This window comes from Pseudomonas sp. GW821-FHT02B10, from assembly GCF_059421865.1.
In genome coordinates this window covers 398010-424777 of the sequence record NZ_JBWKVU010000004.1, presented here as the reverse complement: position 1 = coordinate 424777, position 26768 = coordinate 398010, and the positions used below count along the sequence as shown (strand labels likewise).

Annotated in this window: 20 protein-coding genes; 6 read left to right on the top strand and 14 right to left on the bottom strand. The window is 64.0% G+C overall.

Going from position 1 to position 26768, the window contains the following annotated elements; all coding sequences use genetic code 11:
• The first annotated feature begins 247 nt into the window (after nucleotides 1-247).
• Nucleotides 248-673 (top strand): helix-turn-helix domain-containing protein, encoded by a 426-nt coding sequence (locus tag AC07VU_RS12335; RefSeq protein ID WP_009044359.1) that lies wholly within the window; start codon nucleotides 248-250, stop codon nucleotides 671-673.
• A gap of 131 nt (nucleotides 674-804) precedes the next feature.
• Here AC07VU_RS12335 and AC07VU_RS12330 read toward each other — a convergent pair whose 3' ends face one another.
• From AC07VU_RS12330 to AC07VU_RS12300, 7 genes are all read right to left on the bottom strand, one after another.
• Nucleotides 805-3051 carry a lipase family protein gene (locus AC07VU_RS12330; RefSeq protein WP_495029930.1) on the bottom strand — a complete coding sequence of 749 codons (2247 nt, stop codon included), beginning with the start codon at nucleotides 3049-3051 and terminating at the stop codon, nucleotides 805-807.
• Nucleotides 3048-3836, bottom strand: coding sequence for a hypothetical protein (locus tag AC07VU_RS12325; RefSeq protein ID WP_457276766.1), 789 nt, complete (start codon nucleotides 3834-3836; stop codon nucleotides 3048-3050). The genes AC07VU_RS12330 and AC07VU_RS12325 overlap by 4 nt, the downstream gene beginning before the upstream one ends.
• A gap of 95 nt (nucleotides 3837-3931) precedes the next feature.
• Complete coding sequence (locus AC07VU_RS12320; protein WP_495029929.1) at nucleotides 3932-4726, bottom strand: hypothetical protein; 795 nt, start codon at nucleotides 4724-4726, stop codon at nucleotides 3932-3934.
• Nucleotides 4723-5571, bottom strand: coding sequence for a DUF4123 domain-containing protein (locus AC07VU_RS12315; protein WP_495029928.1), 849 nt, complete (start codon nucleotides 5569-5571; stop codon nucleotides 4723-4725). Before AC07VU_RS12315 ends, AC07VU_RS12320 begins: the two co-directional genes overlap by 4 nt.
• Nucleotides 5568-7643 carry a type VI secretion system Vgr family protein gene (locus tag AC07VU_RS12310; RefSeq protein WP_495029927.1) on the bottom strand — a complete coding sequence of 692 codons (2076 nt, stop codon included), beginning with the start codon at nucleotides 7641-7643 and terminating at the stop codon, nucleotides 5568-5570. The genes AC07VU_RS12315 and AC07VU_RS12310 overlap by 4 nt, the downstream gene beginning before the upstream one ends.
• Before the next feature lie 349 nt (nucleotides 7644-7992).
• Complete coding sequence (locus AC07VU_RS12305; RefSeq protein WP_495029926.1) at nucleotides 7993-8817, bottom strand: alpha/beta fold hydrolase; 825 nt, start codon at nucleotides 8815-8817, stop codon at nucleotides 7993-7995.
• Nucleotides 8818-8849: 32 nt separating this feature from the next.
• The gene (locus AC07VU_RS12300; protein WP_274303712.1) at nucleotides 8850-9425 is read right to left on the bottom strand and encodes a flavodoxin family protein; all 576 of its coding nucleotides are present in this window, start codon (nucleotides 9423-9425) and stop codon (nucleotides 8850-8852) included.
• 384 nt (nucleotides 9426-9809) lie between these two features.
• Between AC07VU_RS12300 and AC07VU_RS12295 the strand changes: the two genes are divergently transcribed.
• The gene (locus AC07VU_RS12295) at nucleotides 9810-12626 is read left to right on the top strand and encodes an ATP-binding protein (protein ID WP_495029925.1); all 2817 of its coding nucleotides are present in this window, start codon (nucleotides 9810-9812) and stop codon (nucleotides 12624-12626) included.
• On the opposite strand, the gene AC07VU_RS12290 is transcribed toward AC07VU_RS12295, so the two are convergent.
• A complete protein-coding gene (locus AC07VU_RS12290) occupies nucleotides 12573-14069 on the bottom strand; it encodes an ATP-binding protein (RefSeq protein WP_495029924.1) in 1497 nt (498 codons plus the stop codon). The genes AC07VU_RS12295 and AC07VU_RS12290 overlap by 54 nt on opposite strands.
• A 152-nt stretch (nucleotides 14070-14221) precedes the next feature.
• Nucleotides 14222-15172, bottom strand: coding sequence for a GlxA family transcriptional regulator (locus AC07VU_RS12285; protein ID WP_495029923.1), 951 nt, complete (start codon nucleotides 15170-15172; stop codon nucleotides 14222-14224).
• 222 nt (nucleotides 15173-15394) lie between these two features.
• On the opposite strand from AC07VU_RS12285, the gene AC07VU_RS12280 reads away from it, so the two are divergent.
• From AC07VU_RS12280 to AC07VU_RS12270, 3 genes are all read left to right on the top strand, one after another.
• Nucleotides 15395-16117: a pirin family protein gene (locus tag AC07VU_RS12280; RefSeq protein WP_495029922.1), complete on the top strand. Its 723-nt coding sequence runs from the start codon at nucleotides 15395-15397 to the stop codon at nucleotides 16115-16117.
• Between the two features lie 201 nt (nucleotides 16118-16318).
• Nucleotides 16319-17521 carry a YbfB/YjiJ family MFS transporter gene (locus AC07VU_RS12275; RefSeq protein WP_274303721.1) on the top strand — a complete coding sequence of 401 codons (1203 nt, stop codon included), beginning with the start codon at nucleotides 16319-16321 and terminating at the stop codon, nucleotides 17519-17521.
• Nucleotides 17522-17810: 289 nt separating this feature from the next.
• Nucleotides 17811-19265: a TrkH family potassium uptake protein gene (locus tag AC07VU_RS12270; protein ID WP_274303722.1), complete on the top strand. Its 1455-nt coding sequence runs from the start codon at nucleotides 17811-17813 to the stop codon at nucleotides 19263-19265.
• Between the two features lie 23 nt (nucleotides 19266-19288).
• Here AC07VU_RS12270 and AC07VU_RS12265 read toward each other — a convergent pair whose 3' ends face one another.
• On the bottom strand, nucleotides 19289-20896 hold the full coding sequence (locus tag AC07VU_RS12265; RefSeq protein WP_274303724.1) for an MFS transporter: 1608 nt from the start codon (nucleotides 20894-20896) through the stop codon (nucleotides 19289-19291).
• A gap of 109 nt (nucleotides 20897-21005) precedes the next feature.
• The gene (locus AC07VU_RS12260) at nucleotides 21006-21650 is read right to left on the bottom strand and encodes a hydrolase (protein WP_092160408.1); all 645 of its coding nucleotides are present in this window, start codon (nucleotides 21648-21650) and stop codon (nucleotides 21006-21008) included.
• 407 nt (nucleotides 21651-22057) lie between these two features.
• Between AC07VU_RS12260 and AC07VU_RS12255 the strand changes: the two genes are divergently transcribed.
• Nucleotides 22058-23410 carry an OprD family porin gene (locus AC07VU_RS12255; protein WP_495029921.1) on the top strand — a complete coding sequence of 451 codons (1353 nt, stop codon included), beginning with the start codon at nucleotides 22058-22060 and terminating at the stop codon, nucleotides 23408-23410.
• 70 nt (nucleotides 23411-23480) lie between these two features.
• Here the strand turns inward: AC07VU_RS12255 and AC07VU_RS12250 are convergent, their stop codons facing one another.
• From AC07VU_RS12250 to AC07VU_RS12240, 3 genes are all read right to left on the bottom strand, one after another.
• A complete protein-coding gene (locus AC07VU_RS12250) occupies nucleotides 23481-24137 on the bottom strand; it encodes a DsbA family protein (protein WP_495029920.1) in 657 nt (218 codons plus the stop codon).
• A 107-nt stretch (nucleotides 24138-24244) separates the two neighbouring features.
• Nucleotides 24245-25144 (bottom strand): LysR family transcriptional regulator, encoded by a 900-nt coding sequence (locus tag AC07VU_RS12245; protein ID WP_009044375.1) that lies wholly within the window; start codon nucleotides 25142-25144, stop codon nucleotides 24245-24247.
• A 115-nt stretch (nucleotides 25145-25259) separates the two neighbouring features.
• A complete protein-coding gene (locus AC07VU_RS12240) occupies nucleotides 25260-26474 on the bottom strand; it encodes an MFS transporter (RefSeq protein ID WP_495029919.1) in 1215 nt (404 codons plus the stop codon).
• Between the last annotated feature and the right edge of the window lie 294 nt (nucleotides 26475-26768).

Below are 26768 nucleotides of genomic sequence, written 5' to 3'. Positions count from 1 at the left end.
GCCACTCCCGAGCCAGCCGCACCCGGTCGATCATGCACCGCCAGCGCACCGCGAAAATTGCAGGCATGTGCTCAGTTGCCGCGAATACGCAACCTGCGGCTAAGCGGAATTAACAACGTTTAACTCGCAAGCCCACCGCCCCGCCACCAAGAATGAAGCCCTCTGCGCAGACCTGTTTTCTAAATCGGGAAGCGCCCGACCCACCCCGCGGTGCGCCGGCGCATGCCCACCGACACGGAATTTCGTCATGGCCCACGCTCAGCACAACGCCGTCAGGGCGTCCGTCCCGCAACCCCGAAAAACCACCCCCGGCGGCCTTTCTCCCTGGCGCGAAAGCCTGGTCAAGCAAATGATCCTCGACGGCCTGAGCGACACCCTGGAAGTCACCGAACTCGCCCGCGCCTGCGCCCTGTCCCGCAGCCATTTCTCCCGCGCCTTCAAGTGCAGCACCGGCCTGTCCCCACAGGAATGGATTCGCTGCCAGCGCATCGCCCGGGCCAAGCAACTGATCCGCAACACCGACCTGACCCTGACGCAGATCAGCCTGGAATGCGGCTTCTGCGACCAGGCGCACTTCTGCCACATCTTCACCCACAGCGAAGGCATCAATCCGTTTGCCTGGCGGTGCCGGGTCCTGGGCGCCCGCCCCTGCCTCGACCAGGCGAGCGCATAAGGCCGCGGTTCGAATCTTGTCGTATCACGGGCTTGAATCTGGCAAGCCGCACGGAGATAGCCAAGGCTGTTGCGGTTCATTGAGCGCGAGACCGGCAGGGGGCAATTGGGAAGCCCCCTTGTTGCTCCGTTCTACCCTATTGCATCGATGTCCAGATTGAAGGTGGTGCCCGGGACGTGGCCGCCGACCAAAGCAGCAATCGCACGATCGTTGCTGTCGGCATCTGGCGGCGCCATCGCGAGTTGTTCCTGCGTGCGATTGAAGGGGTGCGCTAGCCAGCGGTCCAGACTCATCGCCAATACCTCGGGCTGATCTGCAACCCGTCCGTATACCTTCGCCTTGGTGACACGTTCTTCGCTCAGGTCTTTCAGTCGCGCGGCGGTCTCTTGCAACCTGCCGATTTCAGCGCGCAGCGGACCTACGATCTTGTGTTCCCTGACAGAACCGCGTGCCGCCACCTCCTTTTCTCTCAACTGTGTCTCGAAGTCCTGTAGCGCTTCATGGACCCGATCATACTCAGTCGAAGTCACCAGGGTGCGCCCCTCCTGCAGAGCCTCTTGCGCACGGCGCAAGGAGGCCCAGCAATGCGGGATGTAGCTGACGACCATCTTGTGGTGGGCGTTATCCACCATTTGTTGCAGCAGCCCCCCTCGCTTTGGCAAACCATTCTTGGCATCCAGCGCCTTGGCGCAGACCGCCGCACCACCCCGCTCGGTAATCGTTTTACACCCGGGCGTCCAAAGGATTGCGGACTTGTGGCCATCGGCAAACGACACTGGCATGAAATGCCGCAGAGTGCCGTGGTGTGTGTAGGGTTCACCGGTGATGTTGACGGGACTGAGGAACAAGACCACCCCTCCGATGGCGGGATTGGCGAGCATAAACAGGAGGCCCGCCCCGGACATACGCCAGGACGTGTTCATCCAGATCGCCGGGACACTGGGCACCGGGTCGTTCTGGTTGACTATGCGGTGGTGCACCAAAGCCTTGGCGTTTTCCACGAAGGTCTTGTCGCCTACGCGTGGGCTGCCGTAGGTGTAGAGCACAATATTTGCAGCATATTTTTGGTTGCTCCGCAGCATTTCAGCGACCAACAGGGCCACCGCACCGCCCAGGCTGTGGCCGGTGATCACCAGCTTTTGCCCACTGTAGAATTTGTCCAAGTAAGTGGTGACGAATTCATGGACCACTTTGGCAGAGCCATAAAAGCCGTTGTGCACCTTGCCGTTGGTCTTCTCGAAGGGCACTTGTGCAGCATCCAAATCGCGCAGCACATCAGCGCCGCCGGCTGTACCCCGTACCGCTAGTAAAATCAGTTCATCGTTATGGGTGATGAACGCCTGAGAATCGGTGCGATTGTCTTTTTTCGCATCGTCAAAGTAGTGAAGCCTGTCGGGATGCTCCTGTCTCACCCCCAGGTCGGGGCTGTTCACATCCGGGTACAACTCTGGGTCGAAGGGTACGATCTCTAGACGTTTGGAATACGCTACATCGGCATACAAGGGGTAATAGGTCTTCCCGCCCGCCTGTTGCGCGTCCACTTGCCAAAGCTCATCAGACTTGGCCAAGGCATCGCCAAACCAGTTCCCGACGCTGGGTTGCGTCGGGAAGCTCACGCTATCGCTCACCACCGGCTGTGTAGCAGGGACCTGACCAAACGGGCTGTAGCTCAGGGTTGCCATCAGTGCCAACTGGTACAGGTTGAGTGAGCAGAATTCTTCGCCCGTGGACAGGACCGGACTCAGTGCCCGCAGCGGACGCACCTCCAGCACATGGTGTTTGTTCGGTAATAGCGCAATGCCCTGCACCTTAGGAGGCGTGGGGCCAAATCCCAATTCCGCCATGGCGGCCGCTTCTGAGGGCCGGCGCATCAGCGAGTGCACATGGTGCTGGGGCGGAAAATTGCGCGGTGCCAGCGGCGGTAGGTGGGCACGATGCGCCACCAATTCGCTCACCTCGACCTGGCAGAAGAAACCGGCTTGGGCTTGCGCGGGGTTGGACTGAGTACGAGCGCCGCTTGAATTCAGAAAGCGGGTCTTCTCGGCGCGCACTTGCAACTCAGTGATAGGTAGCGGGTAGTGTTCTCTTCCGACTTTACGTACATATGTCTTATCACTTCCCTGATAGGCTTGATCAACCTTGAGCACCACTGGCCCACAATAGTGTCGATTGACCTTTCCTGATCCTGTTTCGTCCAGGATCCCCAAGTAGATGGCGCCTTCATAGTCGGTGGCCTCATACGCCAAACCGGCATAGGGTGTACCGTCGCCCGTTTCATCCACCAACTGAAAACTGGTTGAGTGTGTCTGCATCGGACAAGCATGCATACGCGTATCGAAGAAAGGCTGCTCCCATTCTTCCATCGGCTCAAGGCTCATGGGGTCACCTCCTTGTCTTCGGTGCAGCCCGGATAGATGGTGCAGATGCGGCCGCCGGGCATTCTGAAGGTACTGAAATCCTTGTAGTTGCCAAAGCAAAACGCATCTTGATCTTCGAAACTTTCGCCCATGCAGCGTTTCCAGCCACCGGGTACCTTGACCCAGGTGTCCTTCATGTACGGCCTCTCCTCGTCGGCCAGCTTGATCTTCATCTTCACGGTTTTACCCGGCAGTTCGTCGAGGGTATAGGCCGCAAAGGGGCGGCTCTTCAATCGCTCGCCGGATGCATCCGTTTTTTTGCAGTCGAGAATCTTGGTGATATAGCGATTGGGGCCAATCGTGCGGAATAGCCACTGGCACTGACCGGAAAACTCACTTTCCCCAGCGGCGTTGAACGTACCTTTAACCGCTTCTGGCAGTTCTGTGCGCGCCGAAACCTGGGCATACTCACGCCCAAAGTCACTCCGGTCCGGCCCATAGGTCGCGTTGATTTCCAGCTCGACGTAATCGATCACCAATTCGCAACCCTTGCGAGTCCGACGTATCTCGATTTGCGCATCCGGCTTGTATTCGGTGCGCCACTCACGGTTGAACTGCGGCGCCAGATTATCTGCCGTCGGCACGGTGCAGGTTTGCCCTTTGGCGGGCACGTAATACACCGACGCGACATAGGCGAAGTCCGGTGGCAGGTCGGCCGTAAAGGTGAAGCTGTTGGACGTGGCGACGCAGCCCTGCGTCAGTGCCAGACAACTGCCAAGCATCAGACTTTGCAGGGTTCGTTTCACAGCCTCCTGAAAGCTGGTCGAATGTGTCTGCATCGGACAAGCATGCATGCGCGTATCGAAGAAAGGCCGCTCCCACTCGTCCATCGGCTCAAGGCTCATGGGGTCACCTCCTTGTCTTCAGTGCAGCCAGGGTAGATGGAGCAGTTGCGCCCATCCGGCATTCTGAAAGTGCTGAAATCCTTGTAGTTGCCGTAGCAGAATGCATATTGGTCTTGGAAATTGTCGCCCATGCAACGTTTCCAGCCTCCGGGCACTTTGACCCAGGTATCACCGATTGCTGGCCTTTCCTCTTCGGCCAGCTTGATCTTCATCTTCACGGTTTTACCCGGCAACTCGTCGAGGGTATAAGCCGCAAAGGGACGGCTCTTCAATAGCTCGCCGGATGCATCGGTCTTTTTGCAGTCGAGAATCTTGGTGATATAGCGGTTGGGGCCAATCGTGCGGAATAGCCACTGGCACTGACCGGAAAACTCACTTTCCCCAGCGGCGTTGAACGTACCTTTAACCGCTTCTGGCAGTTCTGTGCGCACCGAAACCTGAGCATACTCACGCCCAAAGTCACTCCAGTCCGGCCCATAGGTCGCGTTGATTTCCAGCTCGACGTAATCGATCACCAGTTCACAACCCTTGCGAGTTCGACGTATCTCGATTTGCGCATCCGGCTTGTATTCTGTGCGCCACTCACGGTTGAACTGCGGCGCCAGATTATCTGCCGTCGGCACGGTGCAGGTTTGCCCTTTGGCGGGCACGTAATACACCGACGCGACATAGGCGAAGTCCGGTGGCAAGTCAGCCGTGAGGGTGAAGCTGTTGGACTTGCCCAGGGCGGCGCAGCCCTGTACCAGCGCCAGGCTGCTGACAAGAATCAGGCTTTGAAGGGTTCGGTTCATACGGCGGCATCTCCTTGCCAAAACTGCACTTGCTGATACACACGCTGAAAATGCGTCAGGGGGGGTTCGTCGAGTTGAGGTAACCAGGACTTAGGCAGTGCTTCCCACGGTGCTTGCAAACGTTGAACGAGCAGGAACCGGACTTGCTCAGGCGCCTGCCAGCCCCACGCGCGGGCCAACTCTAACTGAGCCTGTAGCCAGGTGTCCGCATCCTGTTGCCTGGCAAGTTCGGCCAGCCGCTCCATCTGCTCAACCATCAGGTAGCGCCGGACGTTATCGATTTGTATTCCTGCCGCCGTGTCCGCGGTCGGCGGGACAGCGAGCCACGCCGGGGCGGGTGGTACCGGGTATTCGCCCGGGGCGGGATTGTAGGCGGCCGCCCATTGCCCATCCTGCCAGTAACACACGCTGGCTATCGGCCCGAGGAATTCGCTGCGTTGTTCGGGGCGCAGGTGTGCCAAGGCTCGCCCCAGGACACGATTGTCATGAAAACGATAGAGGGCCTGGTTCGGCCGCTCCCCCGTTACCAGGCGGGCGCGCCAATGGCGGGCCAGTTGATCCAGATCGCCGCTTGCGCTGCTGGCCAGCCAGCCCCAATAACGCTCCGGCGTTTTGAGCAAGGCCTGGATGGCTGGATGATCCAGCGTATCGAGCTGAAAAAGGTATGGGCCTATTGCTGCCAGCGCGCTGGCGGGCGTACCGCTGTACAGATTGCTGTACTGGTCGTCATCCCTCTCGTTGAGCAGCGCATTGCGCTCATCCAGCTGACCAACGGAATCCAGTATCAGGTAGAGGCGCTGGCCGAGCTCACCCTGGACGCGCATCCATTGTTCGGGCGTACTCATGCAACCTCTCCAATAGCGCACTGTCCGTCGCGGCAGGCTTCGCAGAGTGGGCAGAAGTCCGCAGCGCGTTGCCTGGCGGCGGCAACGAGCGCCAACGAATTGGCAACGCTGGTCTGCGGCTCCTCGGCCAGTGCCTGTAGGGTCTGTTGCGGCGCAATCCCTGCCACCGGGGCTCCGCCCTGAACGATCGGCACGCTGCTGAAGATCCCCCCAGGGGTAATGACGATGTGCTGGCCGCCTGCTTTAAGCGTCAGGCTTGTACTCGCATCAACCACCACATGGGTGGCGGTGACGCGGGCCTGGGGCCCCGCTTGCACGACCCAGGTTCCGCCTACGGTGATGCTGCCATTGCCCGAGATGGAGAGCAGTTCATTGCCGCCGATCTGGGTGTTCCGTACGCCTTGGGTAGTGTGCAGTTCGTCACCCTTGACCAGGCTGGAGCTGTTGCTGTCCACCTGATCAAAGCGGTCGTTACCAATCAGGCTATGGCTGTCCCGGGTGATCTGTTCGCGCCGGTCGTTGCCGATTTGGGTGTCGCTGTCGTTGAGGATCAGTTGCTCGATGTCGCGCTGTGCGCGCAGGTAGATTTTCTCCTGCCCGGCACGGTCCTCGATCGACAGTTCGTTGTAGCCGCCACTGTCTGGCGTGCTGCGACTGCGTAACACGGTCTTGCTTTTGTTCGCCGGTAACGCGTAAGGCACGGGTGTGGTCTTGTTCGGCACAACGCCCGTAATTAAAGGATTGTCCGGGTTGCCTTCGAGGAAAGTCACCACCACTTCCATGCCGATTCGCGGGATGGTCACTGCACCAAAGTTCTCCCCCGCCCAACTGGAAGAAACCCGCAACCAGCAGCTGCTTTTGTCGCTGCCCAGCTCCCGTCGGTCCCAATGGAGTTCGACCTTCACCCTGCCAAACTCATCGCAGAAGATTTCCTCGCCGGTCGGGCCGGTGACCCGGGCGGTTTGACAGCCCAGCAAGGGCCGGCGCGTCAGCAGCGGCGGACGGAAAAACACGTCCCACGGAATCGCAGTGAAGCTGTTGCGATAGCCCTGGGTGAAGCCGTCTTCGGGCTGGGTGTCGCTGGTGACGGACTCTTCGAGTGACTGCGGTTGTCGGCCGCAATGCGTGACGCTCAGCAACAACCACAAGTCGTTGCAACTGTTGCGCGGGTGTCCGGTGAGGTTGAAGAAGTGCCCACTGCGCAGCGTCGGCTGATCGCTTTGGCCTTCGGCCAACTGGTAATCGACACGGTGCCGCTCCAGGGCCTGCCTGGCCAACACTCTGCCGCGCTCCAGCGTGGTGATCGGTGCGGGGTAACTGTAGTCCTCAAGCACCGGCTGGAAGTCCGCGGTGAATTGGCTTTCGAGCAACAGACTCGGACGTTTCAGATCGTAATCGCGACGCGTCACGGTGCTGGTACGAGTGCTGAAGCGCTGGGAGAACCGGCTGACCACCGGATGGTCCGCTACCGTGCCGGTGTCCTGCTGATAGGGTGTGTCCCCCAACAGGGGGAAACAGGTCTGGTCATCGGTGAACACTAGCCGATGGCCCTCCGCCGAGTGCTGGTGGTGCCAGGCAATGCCGTCCTCGGCGCACAACCTCTGGAGAAAATCGAAATCGCTTTCCCCGTACTGGGTACAGTATTCACGCTCCGGACTGGTACTGACATTGAAGCTGTAGACGTCGGCCTGGATACCATGGCCACCCAGCACCTGGGCGATGATTTGCGGCACTGTCAGGTGCTGGAAGATCCGCTGGTTGCAGCTGAATTGCAGGTAGTGCAGCACCGGCACCAGGGTCAGGTGATAGCGCGTCAGGCGCTTGCCTGCCTCGCCCACGTACAGGTCTTCGATATGCCCATGAAGGCCTTCGCCGTTCAGCCCGAACCGAAGGAAGGCCGGCTGATTGAGCAGGCTCTCCAGGTCGAAGTCAGGGTTCTCGCTGACCAGCTCGACGCGGATCCCATAGAGGGTGCTGAGGGCTTCGGTGCCGTCGAAAGCCAGTACCTTGAAGTCATTGCGCACGGCTGGGATCGATAGCGTGAAGTGCGCGGTGTTGGCGGGCGCAAACATTTAGCTTTTCCTTAAGCGAGACAGCGGGCCTTTCAATGACCCGGAGCAAATGGCTGGCAGGACATTAGCAATGCCGCACCCCCAACGTCTGCGGGACTTTACTTAAAGTCGATGGGGATTTTGCGAGGATTCCAAGGGCCGGATAGGCGTCAGGCGGTCGGCAGTCAGGTCAGGTTTCGCAAAGCACCGGCATAGGTTGAACTCGCCCAAGCAATTGATAAACCTGCTGTAGCAGACTGCGGCGTAGTCCAGCAAACTTCGGTACTGGAACTATCGTGAGATAAAAAAACGCCGGGGGGCAAAACCTCCCGGCGTTTTTTCATGGATCAGGCGCAGGTCGCCGAACCACTCAGGCCTCGATGAACGCCAGCAGGTCGGCGTTGAGCTGATCCTTGTGGGTGTCGGTCAGGCCATGGGGCGCGCCTGGGTAGACCAGCAGCTTCGCGTCCTTGACCAGCCTGGCCGAGGCGATGCCGGCGGCTTCGATCGGCACGATCTGGTCGGCGTCGCCGTGCACCACCAGGGTCGGCACGTCGAACTTCTTCAGGTCTTCGGTGAAGTCGGTTTCGGAGAAGGCCTTGATGCAGTCATAGGCGTTCTTGTGGCCCGCCGTCATGCCCTGCATCCAGAACCAGTCGATCATGCCCTGGGACGGCTTGGCGCCAGGCTGGTTGAAGCCGAAGAACGGCCCGCTGGCGACGTCCTTGTACAGCTGCGAACGGTCGGCCAGGGACGCTTCGCGCAGGCCGTCGAAGACCTCGATCGGCAGGCCGCCGGGGTTGGCCGCGGTCCTGAGCATCAGCGGCGGCACCGCGGAAATCAGCCCGGCCTTGGCGACCCGTGCCGTGCCGTGGCGACCGATGTAGCGCGCCACTTCGCCACCGCCGGTGGAGAAGCCGAACAGCACCGCGTTCCGCAGGTCCAGGCGTTCGAGCAACTGCGCCAGGTCGTCGGCGTAGGTGTCCATCTCGTTGCCGGACCAGGGCTGGCTGGAACGGCCATGCCCGCGGCGGTCATGGGCGATGACCCGGTAGCCCCTGGATGCCAGGAAAATCATCTGCGACTCCCAGCTGTCGGCATTCAGCGGCCAGCCATGGCTGAAGACGACGGGTTGGCCGCTGCCCCAGTCCTTGTAATAGATCTCGGTACCGTCGCGGGTGGTGAATGTACTCATGGCGTTTTTGCTCCTTCAGGGGGTGGGGTGACTCAAATCGATGGATGGGCCATACGCTCGGCCAGGCGCGCCACCCGCTCGCCCAGGTGCGCGGCGGTGCGGCGGTCTTCCAGGGGTGGCGCGTGTTCGGGGGACTGTTCGACATTCGACTGGGCCATGGCGCCCAGGGAACTGCCGAGGCGATTCAACTGGCCATCGAACACCCCGCGGCTGGAGCGCGCCGGCAGCAGGTCGAGGCCGACCCAGATCATCGAGTGCTGGGCCGCGAAGACCGCCATCTGCAATAAGGTGTTGAGCTTGTCGCCACACAGGCAACCGGAATTGGTGAAGCCGGCGGCGAGCTTGTCGCGCCAGGGCTGGGCCAGGTAGAACGCTGCGCTGGCCTCCATGAACCCCTTGAAGGGCGCCGAGGCGCTGCCCATGTAGGTCGGCGCGCCAAAGATGATGGCATCGGCCTGGTGCAGGCGCTCCCACTGGTCGTGCACCTCCTCCACCGGAATCAGCCGGCAGGCGCTGCCCAGGTGACTCTCCACCCCCTGGGCCACGGCTTCGGCCATGACCCGGGTATGGCCATAGCCACTGTGATAGACCACCACCACCTTGCTCATTCCGCCATCCTCCAGAGGTGTTCATCCCTTTTTTCCTGCGCGCGGCACGCCCGGCCGGCCCTGCGGTTGGCGACCGTGAAGGTCTGGAGTTTTGGCCGTAGGGCGGACCCAGGGCGAGTTAAACGTTGTTAATTTTCAAGGGCCCAGGCACCGCCCCTGCCCGCTCGTCGCCAAGGCCGCGGCCAATAAATACGGGACCCATCGCTGGCAAGAAGATTGCTGCGGCTAGCGCACTCGAGGCACGCCCGTCCGCGTTGCGTTGCGTTGTTCAGGAAACCTGAGGAACATGTTCGAAAACCGCGGGATAGAAGGTCGTGCCCTTCATCCGCCCGCCCCGCGCAGGTGCCACGGGGAGGATAAAAAAACAGCAACAGGAGTGAGCCGTTGACCCTACCCCCCGAACAGGCTGTGCATTTCGGCCCCTACCGGATCTACCCGGGGCAACGCCTGATCCTGGAAGCCGAGCGGCCCTTGCGCCTGGGCCGCCGCTCCATGGACATCCTGCTGATCCTGCTGGAGCACGCCGGCGAGGTGGTCAGCAAGCAGCAGCTGATCGCCCGGGTCTGGCCCAGGAGCGTGGTCGAAGACACCAACCTGCGGGTGCACATGGCGGCGCTGCGCAAGGCCCTGGGCGACGGCCAGGCCGGCCAGCGCTACATCGTCACCGTGGCCCAGCGTGGCTACAGCTTCGTCGCGCCCTTCTCCCTGGAACCCTTCGCTCCCGAGCGCTTCGAGCAAGGCCCCAAAGACCCTTCGACCGAGCCGGGCGGGCATAACCTGCCGGTGCGCCGCACCCGCCTGATCGGGCGCCAGGCCCTGGTGGACAATGTGATGACGCAACTGGCGCGCCAGCGCTTCATCACCCTGGTCGGCCCCGGCGGCATCGGCAAGACCACCGTGGCCCTGCGGGTCGCCGAACAGCTGATCGGCCAGTACCGGGACGGCATCCGCCTGCTGGACCTGGCCCCGCTCAACGACCCGCGGATGATCACCAGCCACCTGGCGACCCTGCTTGACCTGGCGCTGCACGACGACGAACCGCTGGCCAGCCTGGCGAACTTCCTGCGCGAGCGGCAGATGCTGCTGGTGATCGACAACTGCGAGCACCTGCTCGATGCCATCGCGCCGCTCTGCGAAAGCATCCTGCGCGCGGCGCCACAGGTGCATGTCCTGGCCACCAGCCGCGAGAGCCTGCGCGCCGAGGGCGAATTCGTGCAACGCCTGGAATCCCTGGATTGCCCACCGCCCATCGCGGTGCTGGACCGCGACCAGGCCCTGACCTTCTCGGCCCTGCAATTGTTCGTCGAGCGGGCGATGGCCAGCCACGACAGCTTCGAACTGAGCCAGGACGAACTGCCCCTGGCGATCGAGATCTGCCGGCGCCTGGACGGCATTCCCCTGGCCATCGAACTGGCCGCCGCCCAGGTCGGCAACCTGGGGCTCGCGGGCCTGCTCAGCCAGTTGCACGGCAGTTTTCGCCTGCTGACCCAGGGCTGCCAGATCACCCCGGGCCGTCATCAGACCCTGCGCGCCACCCTGGACTGGAGCTTCGAACTGCTCAGCGCCTGCGAGCAGACCTGCCTGCGCCGGCTGGGTGTGTTCAGGGGCGGCTTCACCCTGCCATCGGCCGCGGCGGTGATCGTCGACGCGCACATCGAAGCCAGCGTGGTCTTTACCGCGATCACCCAGTTGGTGGCCAAGTCCCTGCTGAATGTGGAGGTCGGCGACGAGGAAGTGTTCTATCGCCTGCTGGACACCACCCGCAGCTATGCCCTGGAAAAACTCGAGCAGGCCGCCGAACTGCCGGCTACCCGCAGGCGGCACGCCGAACGTTGCCTGGCCTTGATGCACCAGGCCCAGGACGATTGGGAACAGACCCCCTCGACGCTCTGGGTCGAGCGGCACGCCCGCAGCCTGGAAGACATCCGCGCGGCGCTCGACTGGGGCTTGAATGCCCAGGGTCCGCAACAGCTGGCGATCCACCTGGCCGCGGCCTCCGCACCGCTGTGGCAGGAGCTGTCGCTGCTCAAGGAGCACGGCGGCTATGTGCGCCAGGCCCTGGCCCTGCTTCACGCGGCGGGCGAGGCCTGCCCGCGCCTGACCCAGGCCCTCAAGCTGGCCCTCGGCAGCGCCTGCTACCACACCCAGGGCAGCAGCACCGAGGCCATCGAGGCCTTCGTCGCGGCCAGGGCCCTGGCCGAAAGCACCGACGATGTGGCCGCCCAGCTCAAGGCGGTGTCCGGGCACATGGCGGTCAACCTCAGTTGCGGTCACTACCAACTGGCCCTGGAGCAAAGCCGGCAGTTCGACCACCTGGCGCGGCGCGGCACCGGCCCGACCGCGATGTCCCTCAGCACCCAGCGCCTGCAGGTGCTGGCCCTGCACTTCGCCGGCGACCAACCACGGGCCCGGGACCAGGCCGAGCAAGTCATCCAGCTGATGGCCCAGAGCGGCAATCTGAGCCGCTTCACCCGCGGCTTTGGCGTGCAGTACGACCAGAGCGTCGCCGCCCTGACGATCCTGGCGCGGATCCTCTGGCTGCAAGGCCATCCGGAACAGGCCTGGCGCACCGCGCGCCAGGCCCTGGACATCGCGCTGCAGATCAACCACGGCACGTCCATCTGCTACACCCTGGCCCTGGCCGGCTGCCTGATCGCCCACTACAACGGCGACACCGCGACCGCCCGCGAACTCTTGCGCCTGCTGCTGGAGCAGGCACAGAAGCATTCGGTGCTGCTGTTCTACACCTGGGGCCGGCACTATGCGCAGGTCATCGAAGGCGCCCCGGAGTTCTCGCCGCCGCAATCCGGCGCCGGGCTAATCGGGGAAATCATGGTGACCCTGGACGGCGCTTTCATCGACAACGCCTTGCTGCAACGGGCCGAAAGCGGCACGGCCGGCTGGAGCACGGCGGAGATCCTGCGCACCCGGGCCGAGGCGCTGCTGACCGACAATGCGCCTGACGCCGCCGAAGCGGTGCTGCACCAGGCGTTGGCAGTGGCCAGGGCCCAGGGCGCGCTGACCTGGGAATTGCGCAGCGCCACCTCGCTGGCCCGGCTCTGGCAGCGCCAGGGCCAGGCCCGGCGCGCCCATGAGCTGCTCGAACCGCTCTATGCCCGCTTCACCGAGGGTTTTGCCACGCCGGACCTAACCCGCGTCCGGAAACTGCTCGATGAGCTGCAACGACAGGTGCCGGACTGACAGCCAGCGGGCCTTGCCGATGGCGTGGGCATGCCGCCTTTCGAACACCCGCAGTTGCCCGCTGTGTTCCAGCTTTTGCAACGCGTAGGCGCGGGTGGTGTCGAGAAAGCGGTAATGCGCCGTGCCCTGGTCCTGCTCCACCGCCAGCAGCGATTTGCGTGCCAGTTGCGCCATCACCTCGGCCACGCACTCAGGCCGCAACACCGCACAGCTGATGACGTCGATGGCGGCCTGCACGGTGAAGGCCATGTCGAACACCGCCAGCCGTTGCAACAGGGTTTGCTCCAGCGGGCTCAGCCGTTGATAGCTCCAGTCCAGGGCGGACTTGAGCGTCTGATGCCGCGCCACGGCCGTGCGCCGGCCCTGGGTCAACAGTTGAAAGCAGTTGTCCAGCTGCGCTTGCAGCCCCACCAGCGCCAACGCGTCAATCTGCGCCGCCGCCAGTTCGATGGCCAATGGCAAGCCATCGAGCCGGCGGCAGATCTCGCGCACCGCCCTCAGGTCCTGTTCCCGCAAGGCAAAGCCTTGCTGGCGCGCCCGGGCACAGCTGACGAACAGCTGCACCGCCGAATGACTCATGACCTCGGCCACGCTGTGCAACGACGAGGCCGGCGGCACCGACAGGGCCGCCAGGCCATGCACGGTTTCCCCCGAGGCGCGCAGCGGTTCGCGGCTGGTGGCCAGGATCGACAGCCGTGGCGCCGAGGCCAGCAACGGCTCGACCACGGCCCGGCAGCGTTCGAGCAGATGCTCGCAATTGTCCAGCACCAGCAAGGCATGCCGGGTTGCCAGCGCCTCCAGGCCGGCGTCCAGCTCGAGGCTGTGCCTGAGGTGCTCGACCAGTTGCGCCGGGTCGTCGATGCTCGCCAGATCGATGAACCACACGCCGTCGCGGTAGTGCTGCAACAGCAACTCGGCGACCTGCAGCGCGACCGTGGTCTTGCCGATCCCCGCCGGACCGACCAGGGTCATGAACCGGCGCACCGGCAACTGCCGGACCAGGCTGCCGACCACCGGGTCGCGACCGATGACCGGGGTCAGGCGTGCCGGCAGGTTGTGCTGGGGCTTGTGCAGGCTCGCCAGCGCGACCGGCTCCCCTTGCGCCTCACGCCGCACCGGGGCGGTGAAGCAGTAACCGCGCTGCGGAATGTTGACGATGTAGCCTTGCCCGTCCTGGCCCTCGCCGAGGGCGCGGCGCAGGGCGGCGATGTGCACGCGCAGGTTGATGTCCTCGACCACCGAGTTCGGCCAGACACAAGCGATCAATTCGTCCTTGCCCACCACCTGGCCGGCGCGCTCGACCAGCACCCGCAGGATGTCCAGGGCACGCCCGCCCATGCGCAACGGCCGGTCGCCGTCGAGGATCAGCCGCTGCCGCAGGTGGAAGGCGTAGGGGCCGAACCGCAGCAGCCCGTCGCCGTGCAAATCTCTGATGCTGTTCATACGCATCCACATGCTGGAAACCTGGCCGACGCCAGGCTCCCGCACCTCCTTTACCAAGGGTTCCCCGGTATCTTGGCAGGCACCGATGACGGTACAACCACCCTGGAGGGAGCGTCACGGCCATCGCGGTGCGCCAGACGGACAAGCCGGCGCTAGCTGAACTGTTCGCGGTACTGGGTGGGGGTCAGGCCGAGCTTTTCGCTGAACAGGAATCGCATGTGCCGCACACTGCCGAAGCCGCTTTTGTAGGCCACGGTCTTGAGCGGCAGGTCGCTGGTCTCCAGCAGGTTCCGCGCGCGGTCGATCCGTGCGCTTTGCAGGAACTCCATGGGCGTCATGTTCACTTCCCGGGCAAACACCCGGGCGAAATGCCGCGAACTCATGTTCGCCAGGCTGGCCATGCGCTCGATGCTGAAGGCTTCGTCCAGGTGTTCGAGCACATGGTTCTGCACCCGGGTCACCGGCGTCTCCTGCGGCGCCACCGTGGCCATCAACGGGCTGAACTGCGCCTGCCCGCCCTGGCGCTTCATCACCACCAGCAACACCTTGGCCACATCCTGGGCGACCTTCTTGCCGTGGTCCCGGGCGACCACCGCCAGCGCCAGGTCGATGCCGGCGGTGACCCCGCCCGAGGTGATCAGGTTGCGATCCTCGACAAAGATCTGGTCGGTCTCCACCGTCGCCTCGGGGAAGGCCCGGATCAGGCGTTCCGTGTAGTGCCAGTGGGTCGTCACCCGATACCCGTCGAGCAAACCGGCATGCCCGAGGATAAAGGCCCCGGTGCAGATCGAGCCATAGACCGCCGAGCGGCGCACGGCCGCCACCAGCCAGTCGAGCAAGGGTCGGTGCTTTTCGTTGTAGGCCCCCGGCCCGCCGGGCACCAGCAGCAGGTCATAGCTGCCGCGCGCCTGGTCGATATGCAGATCGGCCTGCACCTTGACGCCGTTGGAGGCGCGCAACGGACCGTGCTCGGTGCCGATCGTCGAGAGCTGGTAATGGTCCTTCGGCTCCAGATAACGGTTGGCGATGGAAAACACCTCCATGGGCCCGGCCATGTCGAGCAGGAGAAAGTCTGGAAACAACACCATTGCCACGGTTTTCATGGGTAAATATCACTGATATCAAAGGGTTGGAAGCATAACGCCGACCCTGGACATTATGCCCGGACGGCGCGCGCTCAGCGGACAAGAATACGTGATTCATCGCACAAAATTGTCAACCTGAAACGGACAGTATTTCAGTTTTCATCTACTTATTGCGCCCCAGGGTAAACATTAGCCTTCTCCTCAACCGGACGAATTCCCGTTCCGACAGGAGATTCCCTCATGCTGACCCTTCGCAAAGCCTCTGATCGCGGCGCCGCCAACCACGGTTGGTTGAAGTCGTTCCACACCTTTTCCTTCGCCAACTATCGCAACCCGCGGGAACAGGGTTTTTCCGACCTGCTGGTGATCAACGACGACCGGGTCGCCGCCGGCAAAGGCTTCGGCCAACACCCGCACCGGGACATGGAGATTTTCTCCTATGTGCTCGAAGGCGCCCTGGAACACAAGGACACCCTGGGCACCGGTTCGGTGATCCGTCCTGGCGACGTGCAACTGATGAGCGCCGGCAGCGGCGTGGCGCACAGCGAGTACAACCACTCGGCCACCCAACCGGTGCACTTCCTGCAGATTTGGATCGTGCCGGACGTCAGTGGCGCCAAGCCGCGTTACCAGCAAGAGCATTTCAGCCCGCGGCAAAAACGCGGCCGCCTGCAACTGATCATCTCCCCCGAGGGGACCGACGGCTCGCTGCAGGTGCGCCAGGACGCGCGGGTCTATGCCGGGCTGATCGACGGCCAGGAAAGCGCCACCCTCAAGCTCGACGCCAACCGCTACGCCTACGTGCATGTGGCCCGCGGCTCGGTCGACCTCAACGGCCTGCTCTTGCAGGAAGGCGATGGCGTGCGGGTCCGCGAGGAACAGGCGCTGACCTTGAGCAACGGCGCGAATGCCGAAGTGCTGGTGTTCGATCTGCGGGCGCAGGAACTGCCGGAAATGCCTTGACCGGCACCGGCCCGGGGGCTTGCGCCCTCGGGCCTGACTGGCAGGCAAGCACTTCGACAGCCAGGGCCCGGCAAGCACCCGGGACGATATCGGTGGGGCATGCCCACTATCGATACCGATGATTTCCGCCACCCGGGCAGCGCCTTCCAGAATCCTCCCCAGCTTATCCCTCTCCATCGCTCACTCATCGAGGACGCCCCCATGTCAGCGCCTACCACCGCGACACTCCCCATGCGCAACGAAGTCTGGCTGCATATTTTCGCCGGCCTGTGCGCCAGCCTGGTCAGCATCGGGCTGGCGCGCTTTGCCTATACCCCGCTGATCCCGCAACTGATCCAGGCCCATTGGTTCGTGCAGGCCGACGTGGTCTACCTCGGTGCCGCCAACCTCGCCGGTTACCTGATCGGTGCACTGATCGGCCATCCCCTGGGCAAGCGCCTGACCAATCCGCTGGTGCTGCGACTGATGCTGGTGGTCGCCACCCTGTCGTTCTTCGCCTGTGCCTGGGCCCTGTCCTTCAGCTGGTTCTTCGTCTGGCGCCTGCTCTCGGGGATCGCCGGCGGCGCCATCATGGTGCTGGTGGCGTCCACGGTGCTGCCCCACGTACCGGCGGCGCGCAGAGGCGCGGCCAGCGGCGCGATCTTCCTCGGCATCGGCCTGGGCATCGCCGGCTCCGGCACCCTGGTGCCGGCCCTGCTGGAATGGGGCCTGCGCGACACCTGGCTCGGCCTGGGGCTGGTGGCCGCGGTGCTCACCGCCGCCAGTTGGTTCTGTTGGCCGCAGAGCCAGCCCGAGCCCGCTGTCGCGGTGAAGGCCAGCGAGCCGGCCAGCCATGAGGACCCGGCGTCCGGCCGTGGCCTGCGCCTGCTGTTCGCCCAGTACGCCTTGATGGCCACCGGGCTGGTGCCGGCCATGGTGTTCCTGGTGGACTACGTGGCCCGTGGTCTCGATGCCGGCACCCATGTGGCGGCGCTGGTGTGGGTGATGTACGGCATCGGCGCGATCTTTGGCCCGATGGTCTACGGCCTGCTCGCCGATCACCTGGGGGCCCGCCGCAGCATCCGCTGGGTGCTGATCGTGCAGGCGCTGGCGGTGGGCGCGTTGAGCATCACCAGCCAGGCGTGGCTGCTGTGCGGGCTTGCAGTACTGATCGGCTCGTTCCCACCCGGCATCGTGCCCCTGGCCCTGGCCCGGGTCCACGAGCTGAAGAAGCACGCCCATGCCCAGCAGGTCGCCTGGAGCCGCGCGACCGTGGCCTTCGCCAGCTTCCAGGCGTTGGCGGGGGGCGCCTACTCGCTGATCTTCAACGCCAGCGGCGGGCATCATCAGCAGTTGTTCGTGATTGCCGGCCTGGCGTTGCTGCTGGCCATCGCGCTGGATCTCGCCGCCCGCTGGCTGCGCTAACGTATGTTGCCCATCGCTACGGCGGTGGGCGAACCGCTGCCCACCGCCGTGTCATGGACCTTTCCGACAGGGAACTGATGGCGCTGCTCGGCTAGAGGAATACCCTGGCCTGTACGCTGGTCGGCTTGGTTGTACACCTGCTGCGCTACAGTGGAATGAGCTGCGCATTGTCGACACGAAGACCGCGGTGATTCATGACTATGACCCGTAAAGATTTTTACGCAAAATTTACGGGGAATGGCATTTGCACACTTGATACTGCGCGGTGTTTTTTGACAGGTGACCATGTATGTCCCTCGCAGCAATACGGCTTATCGCTTTTATCCTTGGTATTTTTCTGATCACGCTAGCCGCAAGCATGGTGATCCCCCTGATTACGCTCGTGGCCTATGAGCGCAGCGACGATCTGTCGGCGTTTCTCTGGTCGAGCCTGATCACCCTCGTTTGTGGTCTTTTGTTGATCGCGCGCGGACGTCCGGATATCGCCCAACTGCGTCCGAGGGATATGTACCTGCTGACAACCAGCAGTTGGATCGTGGTAGGTGCCTTCGCGGCGTTGCCCATGGTGTTCATCAGCCACATCAGCTACACCGACGCCTTCTTCGAAACCATGTCCGGCATCACGACCACGGGCTCGACGGTCCTGACTGGACTGGATAGCGCGTCGCCAGGGTTACTGATCTGGCGCTCGATGCTTCATTGGCTGGGGGGTATCGGCTTTATCGGCATGGCCGTAGCGATTCTTCCGCTGTTGCGGGTAGGGGGAATGCGTCTTTTCCAGACAGAATCCTCAGACTGGTCGGAAAAGGTGACACCGCGCTCCCATGTTGCCGCCAGTTACATTCTCTGGCTTTACCTGGGGCTTACGGGCGTGGCGACTCTAGTGCTGTGGCTCGCCGGCATGACGCCTTTCGAAGCGGTGAACCACGCGATGTCGCTGATCTCGACGGGAGGGTTTTCAACGTCCGATGCCTCACTTGGCCACTGGACGCAACCGACGGTACATTGGGTGGCGGTCGCCGTCATGATCTTGGGGAGCCTGCCTTTTACCTTGTATGTCGCGACATTGCGTGGCCATCGGCGCGCGCTGATAGGAGATCATCAGGTGCGCGGATTTGTCGGATTCTTGATCGTCACCTGGCTGGTTGTGGGGACATGGCTGTGCTTCCACAGCGACTACGATTGGTGGGACGCCTTTCGTATCGTTGCAATCAACGTGACCTCGGTTGTCACCACCACCGGGATCGCAGTCGGCGATTACACCCTGTGGGGCAGCTTCGCCGCCCTGCTGTTTTTCTATCTGACCTTTGTCGGTGGATGTTCAGGATCAACTGCCGGCGGCCTTAAAATCTTCCGCTTTCAGGTGGCCGCCAGCCTGCTGGTGAGCAACTTGAAACAATTGATCCACCCTCGAGCCGTGATTCAGAAAAAGTACAACGGGCATCCGATCGACGAGGAAATCGTGCGTTCGCTTTTGACCTTTTCATTTTTCTTCACCATCACCATTGCCTTCATCGCTCTGGGGCTGGCCCTTATCGGGCTGGATTGGACGACGGCCTTGAGCGGCGCCGCAACGGCAGTCTGCAACGTCGGGCCTGGGCTGGGCACGATTATCGGGCCAGCAGGCAATTTCTCCTCATTGCCTGATGCGGCGAAATGGTTGTTGACCGTTGGCATGCTGCTGGGGCGCCTGGAAATCCTGACCGTGCTGGTGCTGGTGACGCCGGTATTCTGGAAGTATTGATCCGATGGGCGCACAGCAGACCTTCAACCCTGTCCCTTGAGTAAATGGCGGATCCGGATCTTCACCCCGTCGCTCTGGAAGCGGCGGGCGGCGGCCTCGATCTTCAGCTCGGCGCGGGTCACCCGCTCGTGATGACGCAGGTGGCCGACCCAGGATTCGTCGAAGAACATCTCGCACCACAGCCGCGGGTTTTCGCTGTCCTGCAGCAGGCACCAGGAAAATGAACCGTTGCGCTGGCGCATGCGCCGCACCGGGTTCATCGCCTGCTGGAAGGCCTGGGCGTGTTCGGGGGCGATGTCGTATTCCAGGCTGATCATCACCGGCCCGCGCTCCAGGTCCTGGTCGGCGCCGAGCAGCGGTTGCGGCCAGTGCAGCGACGGCGCCAGGTCTTCGGCGCTGCGCTGGGGCAAGCCGACCCGCCAGGTCAGCCCGACCCCGGCCAGCAGCACCGCTGCCGCCAGGCTCAGGGCAAGGCTCATGGACAACAGGCTGGCCACCCAGCCCCAGAGCAACCCGCCCAGGGCCATGCTGCCGAAGAACATCAGGATATACACCGCCAGGGCTCGTGCCCGTACCCAGGCCGGCACCGAGGTCTGGGCCGCCACCTGGAAACTCGAGAGCACGGCGATCCAGGCACCGCCGCTGATCAGCATCACCGGGATCAACAGATAGAAGTCGCGCAGCCAGGCCAGGGCGAACAGCACCAGGGCGTAGATCACGCTGGCCAGCGCCACCAGGCGATCCACCGCCAGGTGCTGGCGCAGCTTTGGCAACAGCATCGCCCCCAGCACGGCGCCGAGGCCGACGCTGCCGAGCAACACGCCGAACTGGGTCGCGCTGCCCTGCAACTCGCCACGCACGATCAACGGCAGCAAGGACATGCCAGCGCTGGCGCCGAAGAAGAACCCCAGGGTACGAATCAGCACCCGTTGCAGAGGATGGGAACTGCGGGCGTAGCGCCAGCCCACGCGGATCGCACTGAACAGCCGCTCCGCCGGCAACACCGCGACCTTCGGCTCGCGCCGCCAGCAGGCGAGCACGCCGATCACGGCAAAGAACGACAGCGCATTCACCGCGAAGGTCGCCCAGGGACCGGCCAGACTCACCAGGACCCCGGCGATGGCCGGGCCGACGGCGCGCGCCACGTTGGTCCCGACGCTGCTCAAGGCGATGGCCGCGGGCAATTCGCCGGCGGGCACCAGTTCCGGGGTCAGGGCCGACCAGGCCGGCATCATCAGGGCCGTGCCGATGCCCATGGCCAGGGTCAACAGCAGCAACAAGGGCACCGTCATCAGGCCGCTGAGGGTCAGGAACGCCAGCAGCATGGCGACGCTGGCCATCCAGCCCTGCACCAGCAACAGGTAGCGGCGCTTGTCGACGATATCGGCCAGCGCCCCCGCCGGCAGCGCGAGGAAAAACATCGGCGCCGCGGCGGCCACCTGCACCAGCGCCACCGTCATCGGGCTGGCCGACAGCGAGGTCATCAGCCAACCGGCGCCCACCTCGTGCATCCAGGTGCCGATGTTCGAGGCGATGCTGGCCAGCCACAGCCCGCGAAACAGGCCATGCTTGAGCGGGCTCCAGGGCGAAAGGGAGGCTGCGCTACGGGAGGAATCGAGGGTCTGTTTCATGACGGTCCTTGAGTCGTGGGAACGCTGTGCAGTCCGGATGTTTTTTACCACTAACGACCATCGGCCGAGGCAAGCAGGTTGCGTCGGCCGATGGTCGTTGGCGGCAGGCTTACTTGACCTGACGCTGCGGCGCCTTGTGCACCATGGTGTAGGCGTAGTCCACGCCCATGCCGTAGGCGCCGCTGTGCTCGCGCACCAGGTCCATCACCGCGTCGTAGGTGTCCTTGTGCGCCCAGTCGCGCTGGAATTCGAGCAGCACTTGCTGCCAGGTCACCGGCACCGCGCCGGCCTGGATCATGCGCTGCACCGACATGTCGTGGGCTTCCTGGGTGGTGCCGCCGGAAGCGTCGGTGACGATGTACACCTCGTAGCCTTCGGCCAGGGCTTCCAGGGCCGGGAAGTTCAGGCAGACCTCGGTCCACAGCGCGGCCATGATCAGCTTCTTGCGCCCGGTGGCCTTCACCGCTTCCACCAGTTTCTTGTCTTCCCAGGAGTTCATCGAGGTGCGCTCGATCGGCTGATGGTCGGGGAACACGCTGAGCAGTTCCGGCCAGATGTAGCCGCTGAAGCTCTCGGTTTCCACCGAGGTGAAGATGGTCGGCACGTTGAAGATCTTCGCCGCCTTGGCCAGGCCCACGGTGTTGTTCTTCAGGGTCTGGCGGTCGATCGACTGCACGCCGAAGGACATCTGCGGCTGGTGGTCGATCAGGATCAGGGCGGAGTTGGTTGGGTTGAGCAGTTCACGGATAGACATGGCGCGTTCCTTTTGCTGTCGAGTAGGTTCAAGCGTTGAGTTGCACAATTCGGGAGCTCGGCGCGGGTTCCGCTGCGGGAGGCTGTGCGGCCGGCTTGGTGGCTAATTTAGGGGTCAAAACAAAAAGGGACAATCCAGCAAAACCGAGAATCATTGATTCCAAAACAGGGACAATTTAAAAACTGCCGCAGCGCCCACTGCGAACGGCACCTGTCGCCTGCCCGCCCGCGCAAACGGCCGAATGCAGCACAGCCGTACAATCCCCGCGCGGTGTAATAGGCAACCATGCCTCGCCTCGATCCGATGGCCACGCCGAGCGGACGCGGGCAGGCCGAAGGCGTGCCGGCAGCTGCCGGAACCGCGGCCAGCCGCGTCCGGGGCCACCCACCTTGACGCGGGATATAAGCATGCTGCTTGCCTCGAAACACCTCACCGCCCCAGGGCAGATGCGCCTGAAGCCGCTGTGGCTGCTCGCCTTGCTCAGCGGCGGCGCCCCGGCGCTGGCGGCACAGAGCGCGCAGGACACCCCCGGTTTCCTTGAGGGGGCAAGCCTTGAAGTGCTCAGCCGCAACTTCTACCTCAACAACGACTATCGCTCCCCAACCCCGGCCGGCAAGAGTTACAAGCAGGAATGGGCCCAGGGCTTCATCGCCTCGTTCGCGTCCGGCTTCACGCCTGGCACTGTTGGCGTGGGGGTCGATGCCCACGGTTTCCTGGGCTTGAAACTGGACGGCGGCAAGGGGCATTCCGGGACGGGCCTGTTGCCGCTGGATCATGACGGGCGCAGCGAAGACAGGTACTCCAGCGCCGGCGGCGCGCTGAAATTCAAGGCCTCGCGAACCACCCTGGCGCTCGGTGAAATGAGCGTGGCGACCCCGGTATTCGACACCGCCGACAAACGCCTGCAACCGGAATACGCCAGCGGCCTGCTGCTTTCCAGCCGGGAGATCGAGGGGGTCGAGTTGCAGGCCGGTCACTTCAACGCCTTCAAGAACCAGGACGCCTCGACCGCCAAGGGTGACTTTTCCGGCTACGGGGCGACGACCCGCCACGCCAGCATCGACTTTATCGGCGCCGACCTGTTCGCCGGCCAGGCGCTGGGCGGCGCCCTCTACGCCTCGGAGCTGAGCGACACCTGGCGCCAGTACTACGCCAACCTGCATACCAGCCTTGGCCAACTGTTCCTCGACGGCAACCTGTACCGCACCCGCGACCAGGGCCAGGCCGCGGCCGGCGCCATCGACACCACGGCCTACAGCCTCTCCGGCAAGTACCGGATCGACGCCCAGGCGTTCACCCTGGCCTATCAGAAAATCCACGGCGACACGCCCTTCGACTTCGTCGGCGGCGACTCCATCTACCTCGCCAACTCGATCAAGTACGCCGACTTCAACGGCCCCGGCGAACGCTCCTGGCAAGCGCGCTACGACCTCGACCTGGGCGCCCTGGGCATTCCCGGCCTGAGTTTCATGGCGCGCTATGTGAGCGGTCGCGGCATCGACGGCAGCCACGCGCCCCAGGGCGGCGCCTACAACCCCTTCGACAGCGCCAGCGGCACCTACATGCCGCAACAGGGCCGGGGCGGACGCCATTGGGAACGCGACCTGGACCTGCACTACATCGTGCAGTCGGGCCCGGCCAAGGACCTGTCGCTGCAACTGTCCCACGTCAGCCACCGGGCCAACGCCGCCCAGGCCGGCGACGATATCGACCGGCTGTACATCGTCATTCAGTACCCGCTCAAGCTCGGGCCGTTCTGATCCTGCGCGGTGGGCCGAGCCTGCTCGGGCCGTGCGCCGGGGGGGCCAGCTGGCAGCGGCCAAACCGCCGCTAACCCAAGGCATGGGCCACCTGCGCTTCTGGCACTGTCGCGTCCCGCAACACCCGCGCCAGCAAGGCGCCGGGCTGGGCGCCCGAGACCCGGGTGTCGCCGATGCGAAAGGCTGGCAGCACCCCGCCCGACCAGTCCGCGGCATCGCGCTTGTGGCACTGCAACGCAGCCAGTCCTTCACCACTGCGCAGGTAGTCGAGCAGCCGCTCCTGTTCGCGCTTACTGTCCCCGCCCAGCTCCGCGAGCACCCGCGCATCGCCAATATCGCGGCCCTCGCAGAAATAGGCACGGAAGATCCGCGCGAACAGCGCGGCGCAATCGCCACCGCGCGCGGCCCGCTCGAGCATCAGGCTGTGCGCCGGGTCGCTGTCGACCAGGCGCTCGATTCGCTCGAAGGCAAAACGCAGCCCCAGCGCCTGGCCGGCCCGGGTGATCTGCGCTTCGAACAGCCGGCTGCGCGACAGGCTGCCGAACCGGCGGCGGGCGTACTCGCCCTGCTCGATGCGGCTGGCGGGAAGGTCGAACGCGCAGCGGCTCGGCACATAGACGATCGGCCGTGGCCGGTGCGCGGCCGCCATGGCCTGGCGCAGGTTCAGCTCGCCGATCCAGCACCAGGGATTGATGAAGTCGTACGCCAGATGAATGACGTTACCCATAGCGACCACCTTGCTTCTACCAATGATGGCCAGACTCTAGGCGCGCACCTGCCGGACGAGTAGCCACAGGGCGCGCAACGCTGTCTTGCTCAAGACCCGAGCGAGGCTCAGGCGGCGAGGATTTCCTCGAGGAACTCGATAAACACATTGATGCGACTGGAGCCGCGATGGTTGGGCAGGTACAGCGCGTTGATGCAGGTGCTGGCGGTGCCGGGATTGACCTCGTACTGCTCCAGCACGCGGGTCAGGCGGCCCTGGCCGACATCGTCGCGCACCAGCCAGTCGGCCAGCAGCGCCACGCCGCCACCGGCCAGCGCCGCCTCGCGCAGGATGTCGGCGTTGTTGCTCTGCAAGCGCCCTTGCACCCCCAGGCGCTGGGGGTTTTCGTCACCCTGGAAGGTCCAGTCCTGGTGCACGCCGCCATAGTCGAAGCGCAGGCACTGGTGTTGCAGCAGGTCGCTCGGCTCGCGCGGCAGGCCGGTGCGTGCCAGGTAGTCGGGGCTGGCCACGACCCAACGCTGGAAGTCGCCGATCTTCTTGCTGACGATGTCATCGCTGACCACCGAGGAACCGAGGCGCACCGAGACATCGATGCGCTCGCTGATCAGGTCGCTGACCCGGTCGCTCAACGACAGGCTGATCTCCAGCCCCGGATGGCGTTCGAGCAGGCGCCCCAGGTGCGGGGCGATGATGCGCCGGCCGAACTCCACCGGAACGCTGGCCCGCAGATGCCCCTGGGCCTCGCTGCCACGGTCGGCGACGCTGGCGTCGGCTTCGTCGATGGCCTCGAGAATCGCCACGGCCTTGTCGAAATAGGCCTGCCCGGCGAGCGTGACACTGGTGTTGCGCGTGGTGCGATTGAGCAGGCTGGCGCCCAGTTCGCTTTCCAGCCCCGCCACCTGCCGCGTCACCGAAGACGTCGACAGGCCGAGCTTGCGCGCCGCCGATGAATAGCCGCCACAGCGCACGGTTTCAACGAACATTTTCAGCGCCAGCAACTTGTCCATAAGCCGATTCCGAGAGCAAAAAATCAATCGAAGGACTATGCCTGAGGGTGCATGAAGTGTCTTGTATGGTTGTGCTCAAGCGCCGCGGCCCGCGCCCTGGGGCATTCAACGAGGCTCACCCCTGGCGGTACCGACGGCTGAGAAACAGCAGCAGCGCCAAGCCAGGAACCGCGGCAATCAAAGTCGCCGACAGGCTCCATCCCACCTGCTCATACAGCGGGCTGGCCACCAGCGAGCCCAGGGCGCCGCCGACGAAGATGCTGGTCATGTACACGGCGTTCAGGCGCGCCCGGCTGTGCGGGTCAATGGCGTACACCTCACGCTGGCCAAGCACCATGTTCAACTGCACGGCAAAATCCAGCAGCACCGCGCACACCACCAGCCACAGGTAGCCACTGCCCGGCAGCGCACCTATCAGCAGGGACAGCGGCGCCAGCAACAAGGCCACGAAAGTGCCGCGCTGGCCATGCCCGGCGTCGGCCAGCCGGCCGGCGATCGGCGCCGCGATCGCCCCCACCGCGCCCACCAGGGCGAACACCGCCACCTGTGCCTGGCTGAAGCCGTGCTGGCGAATCAGCTCGATGGGCACGATGGTCCAGAACAGGCTGAAGCTGGCGAACAACAAGCCCTGGTACAAGGAGCGCTCACGCAGGCCGGCATGGCGGCGCGCAAGGGCGAAGACCGAGCCGATCAACTCGCCATAGGAAGACTGATGCGTCGGCATGCGCCGTGGCAGGGCAACGGCCATGACGCAGGCGATCACCGCCATCAGGCCCGCGGCGCTGAAGAACACCCCGCGCCAGCCGAACGCCTGGGCCAGCAGGCTCGACAGCGGGCGCGACAACAGAATGCCCAGCAGCAGGCCACTCATGATGTTGCCAACCACCCGCCCACGGCTTTCCTCGGGTGCCATGTGCGCGGCCAACGGCACCAGAATCTGCACCGCCACCGAAGTCAGGCCGATGAGCAACGACAACGCCAGGAACAGAGAAGGTGACTCAGTAAAGCCCGCGGCGATCAGGCACAGGCTCACGGCGAGCGTGAACCCCACCACCAGGCGGCGGTTTTCCATCAGGTCGGCCAGGGGCACCAACAGCAGCAGGCCTGCGGCGTAGCCGAGTTGGGTCAGCGAGACAATCAGGCTGGCATGGGCGTTCGACAGGCCGATCTGCGGGGCGATCAGCTCGACGATCGGCTGGGCGTAGTAAAGGTTGGCGACGACCGCGCCACAACAGAAGGCCAGCAAGGCCACCAGGGCGCCAGAGAGGGTGGCGGGCCGTTCGCCCTTCACCGCCGTGCTGGCCGTCGTTGCAAAGTTGCCGGTAGGCATGATGAAACCTCGTTCGCGTGGAGAAAAGTTTCGCCAAGGCTAGGCGCGACACTCAATCGGGAGAATCCACCGCCGGGGCAATTGAGCGATGCGCATCACGCAACGATCCCGGCGTTGCCGATGGCGCAAAAGGCCTTTGCGCGGTTTGCCAATTCCGCCGTCCACCCCCCTTCTCTACCCTTGGGCACTTGCCACCGGGCGGTCCGTCACCGCTCTCCTCAGCGGCTCAAGGAGACTTCCATGACCCCGACTGCATCACTGTCCGCCCGCGCGGATTCCACGGACCAATGAAGG

Excerpts from the sequence above, each read along its gene's own strand:
- AC07VU_RS12335 (WP_009044359.1), top strand. The coding sequence starts at position 248 with ATGGCCCACGCTCAGCACAACGCCGTCAGGGCGTCCGTCCCGCAACCC.
- AC07VU_RS12330 (WP_495029930.1), bottom strand. The coding sequence starts at position 3,051 with ATGAGCCTTGAGCCGATGGAAGAATGGGAGCAGCCTTTCTTCGATACG.
- AC07VU_RS12320 (WP_495029929.1), bottom strand. The coding sequence starts at position 4,726 with ATGAACCGAACCCTTCAAAGCCTGATTCTTGTCAGCAGCCTGGCGCTG.
- AC07VU_RS12315 (WP_495029928.1), bottom strand. The coding sequence starts at position 5,571 with ATGAGTACGCCCGAACAATGGATGCGCGTCCAGGGTGAGCTCGGCCAG.
- AC07VU_RS12310 (WP_495029927.1), bottom strand. The coding sequence starts at position 7,643 with ATGTTTGCGCCCGCCAACACCGCGCACTTCACGCTATCGATCCCAGCC.
- AC07VU_RS12305 (WP_495029926.1), bottom strand. The coding sequence starts at position 8,817 with ATGAGTACATTCACCACCCGCGACGGTACCGAGATCTATTACAAGGAC.
- AC07VU_RS12300 (WP_274303712.1), bottom strand. The coding sequence starts at position 9,425 with ATGAGCAAGGTGGTGGTGGTCTATCACAGTGGCTATGGCCATACCCGG.
- AC07VU_RS12290 (WP_495029924.1), bottom strand. The coding sequence starts at position 14,069 with ATGAACAGCATCAGAGATTTGCACGGCGACGGGCTGCTGCGGTTCGGC.
- AC07VU_RS12285 (WP_495029923.1), bottom strand. The coding sequence starts at position 15,172 with ATGAAAACCGTGGCAATGGTGTTGTTTCCAGACTTTCTCCTGCTCGAC.
- AC07VU_RS12280 (WP_495029922.1), top strand. The coding sequence starts at position 15,395 with ATGCTGACCCTTCGCAAAGCCTCTGATCGCGGCGCCGCCAACCACGGT.
- AC07VU_RS12275 (WP_274303721.1), top strand. The coding sequence starts at position 16,319 with ATGTCAGCGCCTACCACCGCGACACTCCCCATGCGCAACGAAGTCTGG.
- AC07VU_RS12270 (WP_274303722.1), top strand. The coding sequence starts at position 17,811 with ATGTCCCTCGCAGCAATACGGCTTATCGCTTTTATCCTTGGTATTTTT.
- AC07VU_RS12265 (WP_274303724.1), bottom strand. The coding sequence starts at position 20,896 with ATGAAACAGACCCTCGATTCCTCCCGTAGCGCAGCCTCCCTTTCGCCC.
- AC07VU_RS12260 (WP_092160408.1), bottom strand. The coding sequence starts at position 21,650 with ATGTCTATCCGTGAACTGCTCAACCCAACCAACTCCGCCCTGATCCTG.
- AC07VU_RS12255 (WP_495029921.1), top strand. The coding sequence starts at position 22,058 with ATGCTGCTTGCCTCGAAACACCTCACCGCCCCAGGGCAGATGCGCCTG.
- AC07VU_RS12250 (WP_495029920.1), bottom strand. The coding sequence starts at position 24,137 with ATGGGTAACGTCATTCATCTGGCGTACGACTTCATCAATCCCTGGTGC.
- AC07VU_RS12245 (WP_009044375.1), bottom strand. The coding sequence starts at position 25,144 with ATGGACAAGTTGCTGGCGCTGAAAATGTTCGTTGAAACCGTGCGCTGT.
- AC07VU_RS12240 (WP_495029919.1), bottom strand. The coding sequence starts at position 26,474 with ATGCCTACCGGCAACTTTGCAACGACGGCCAGCACGGCGGTGAAGGGC.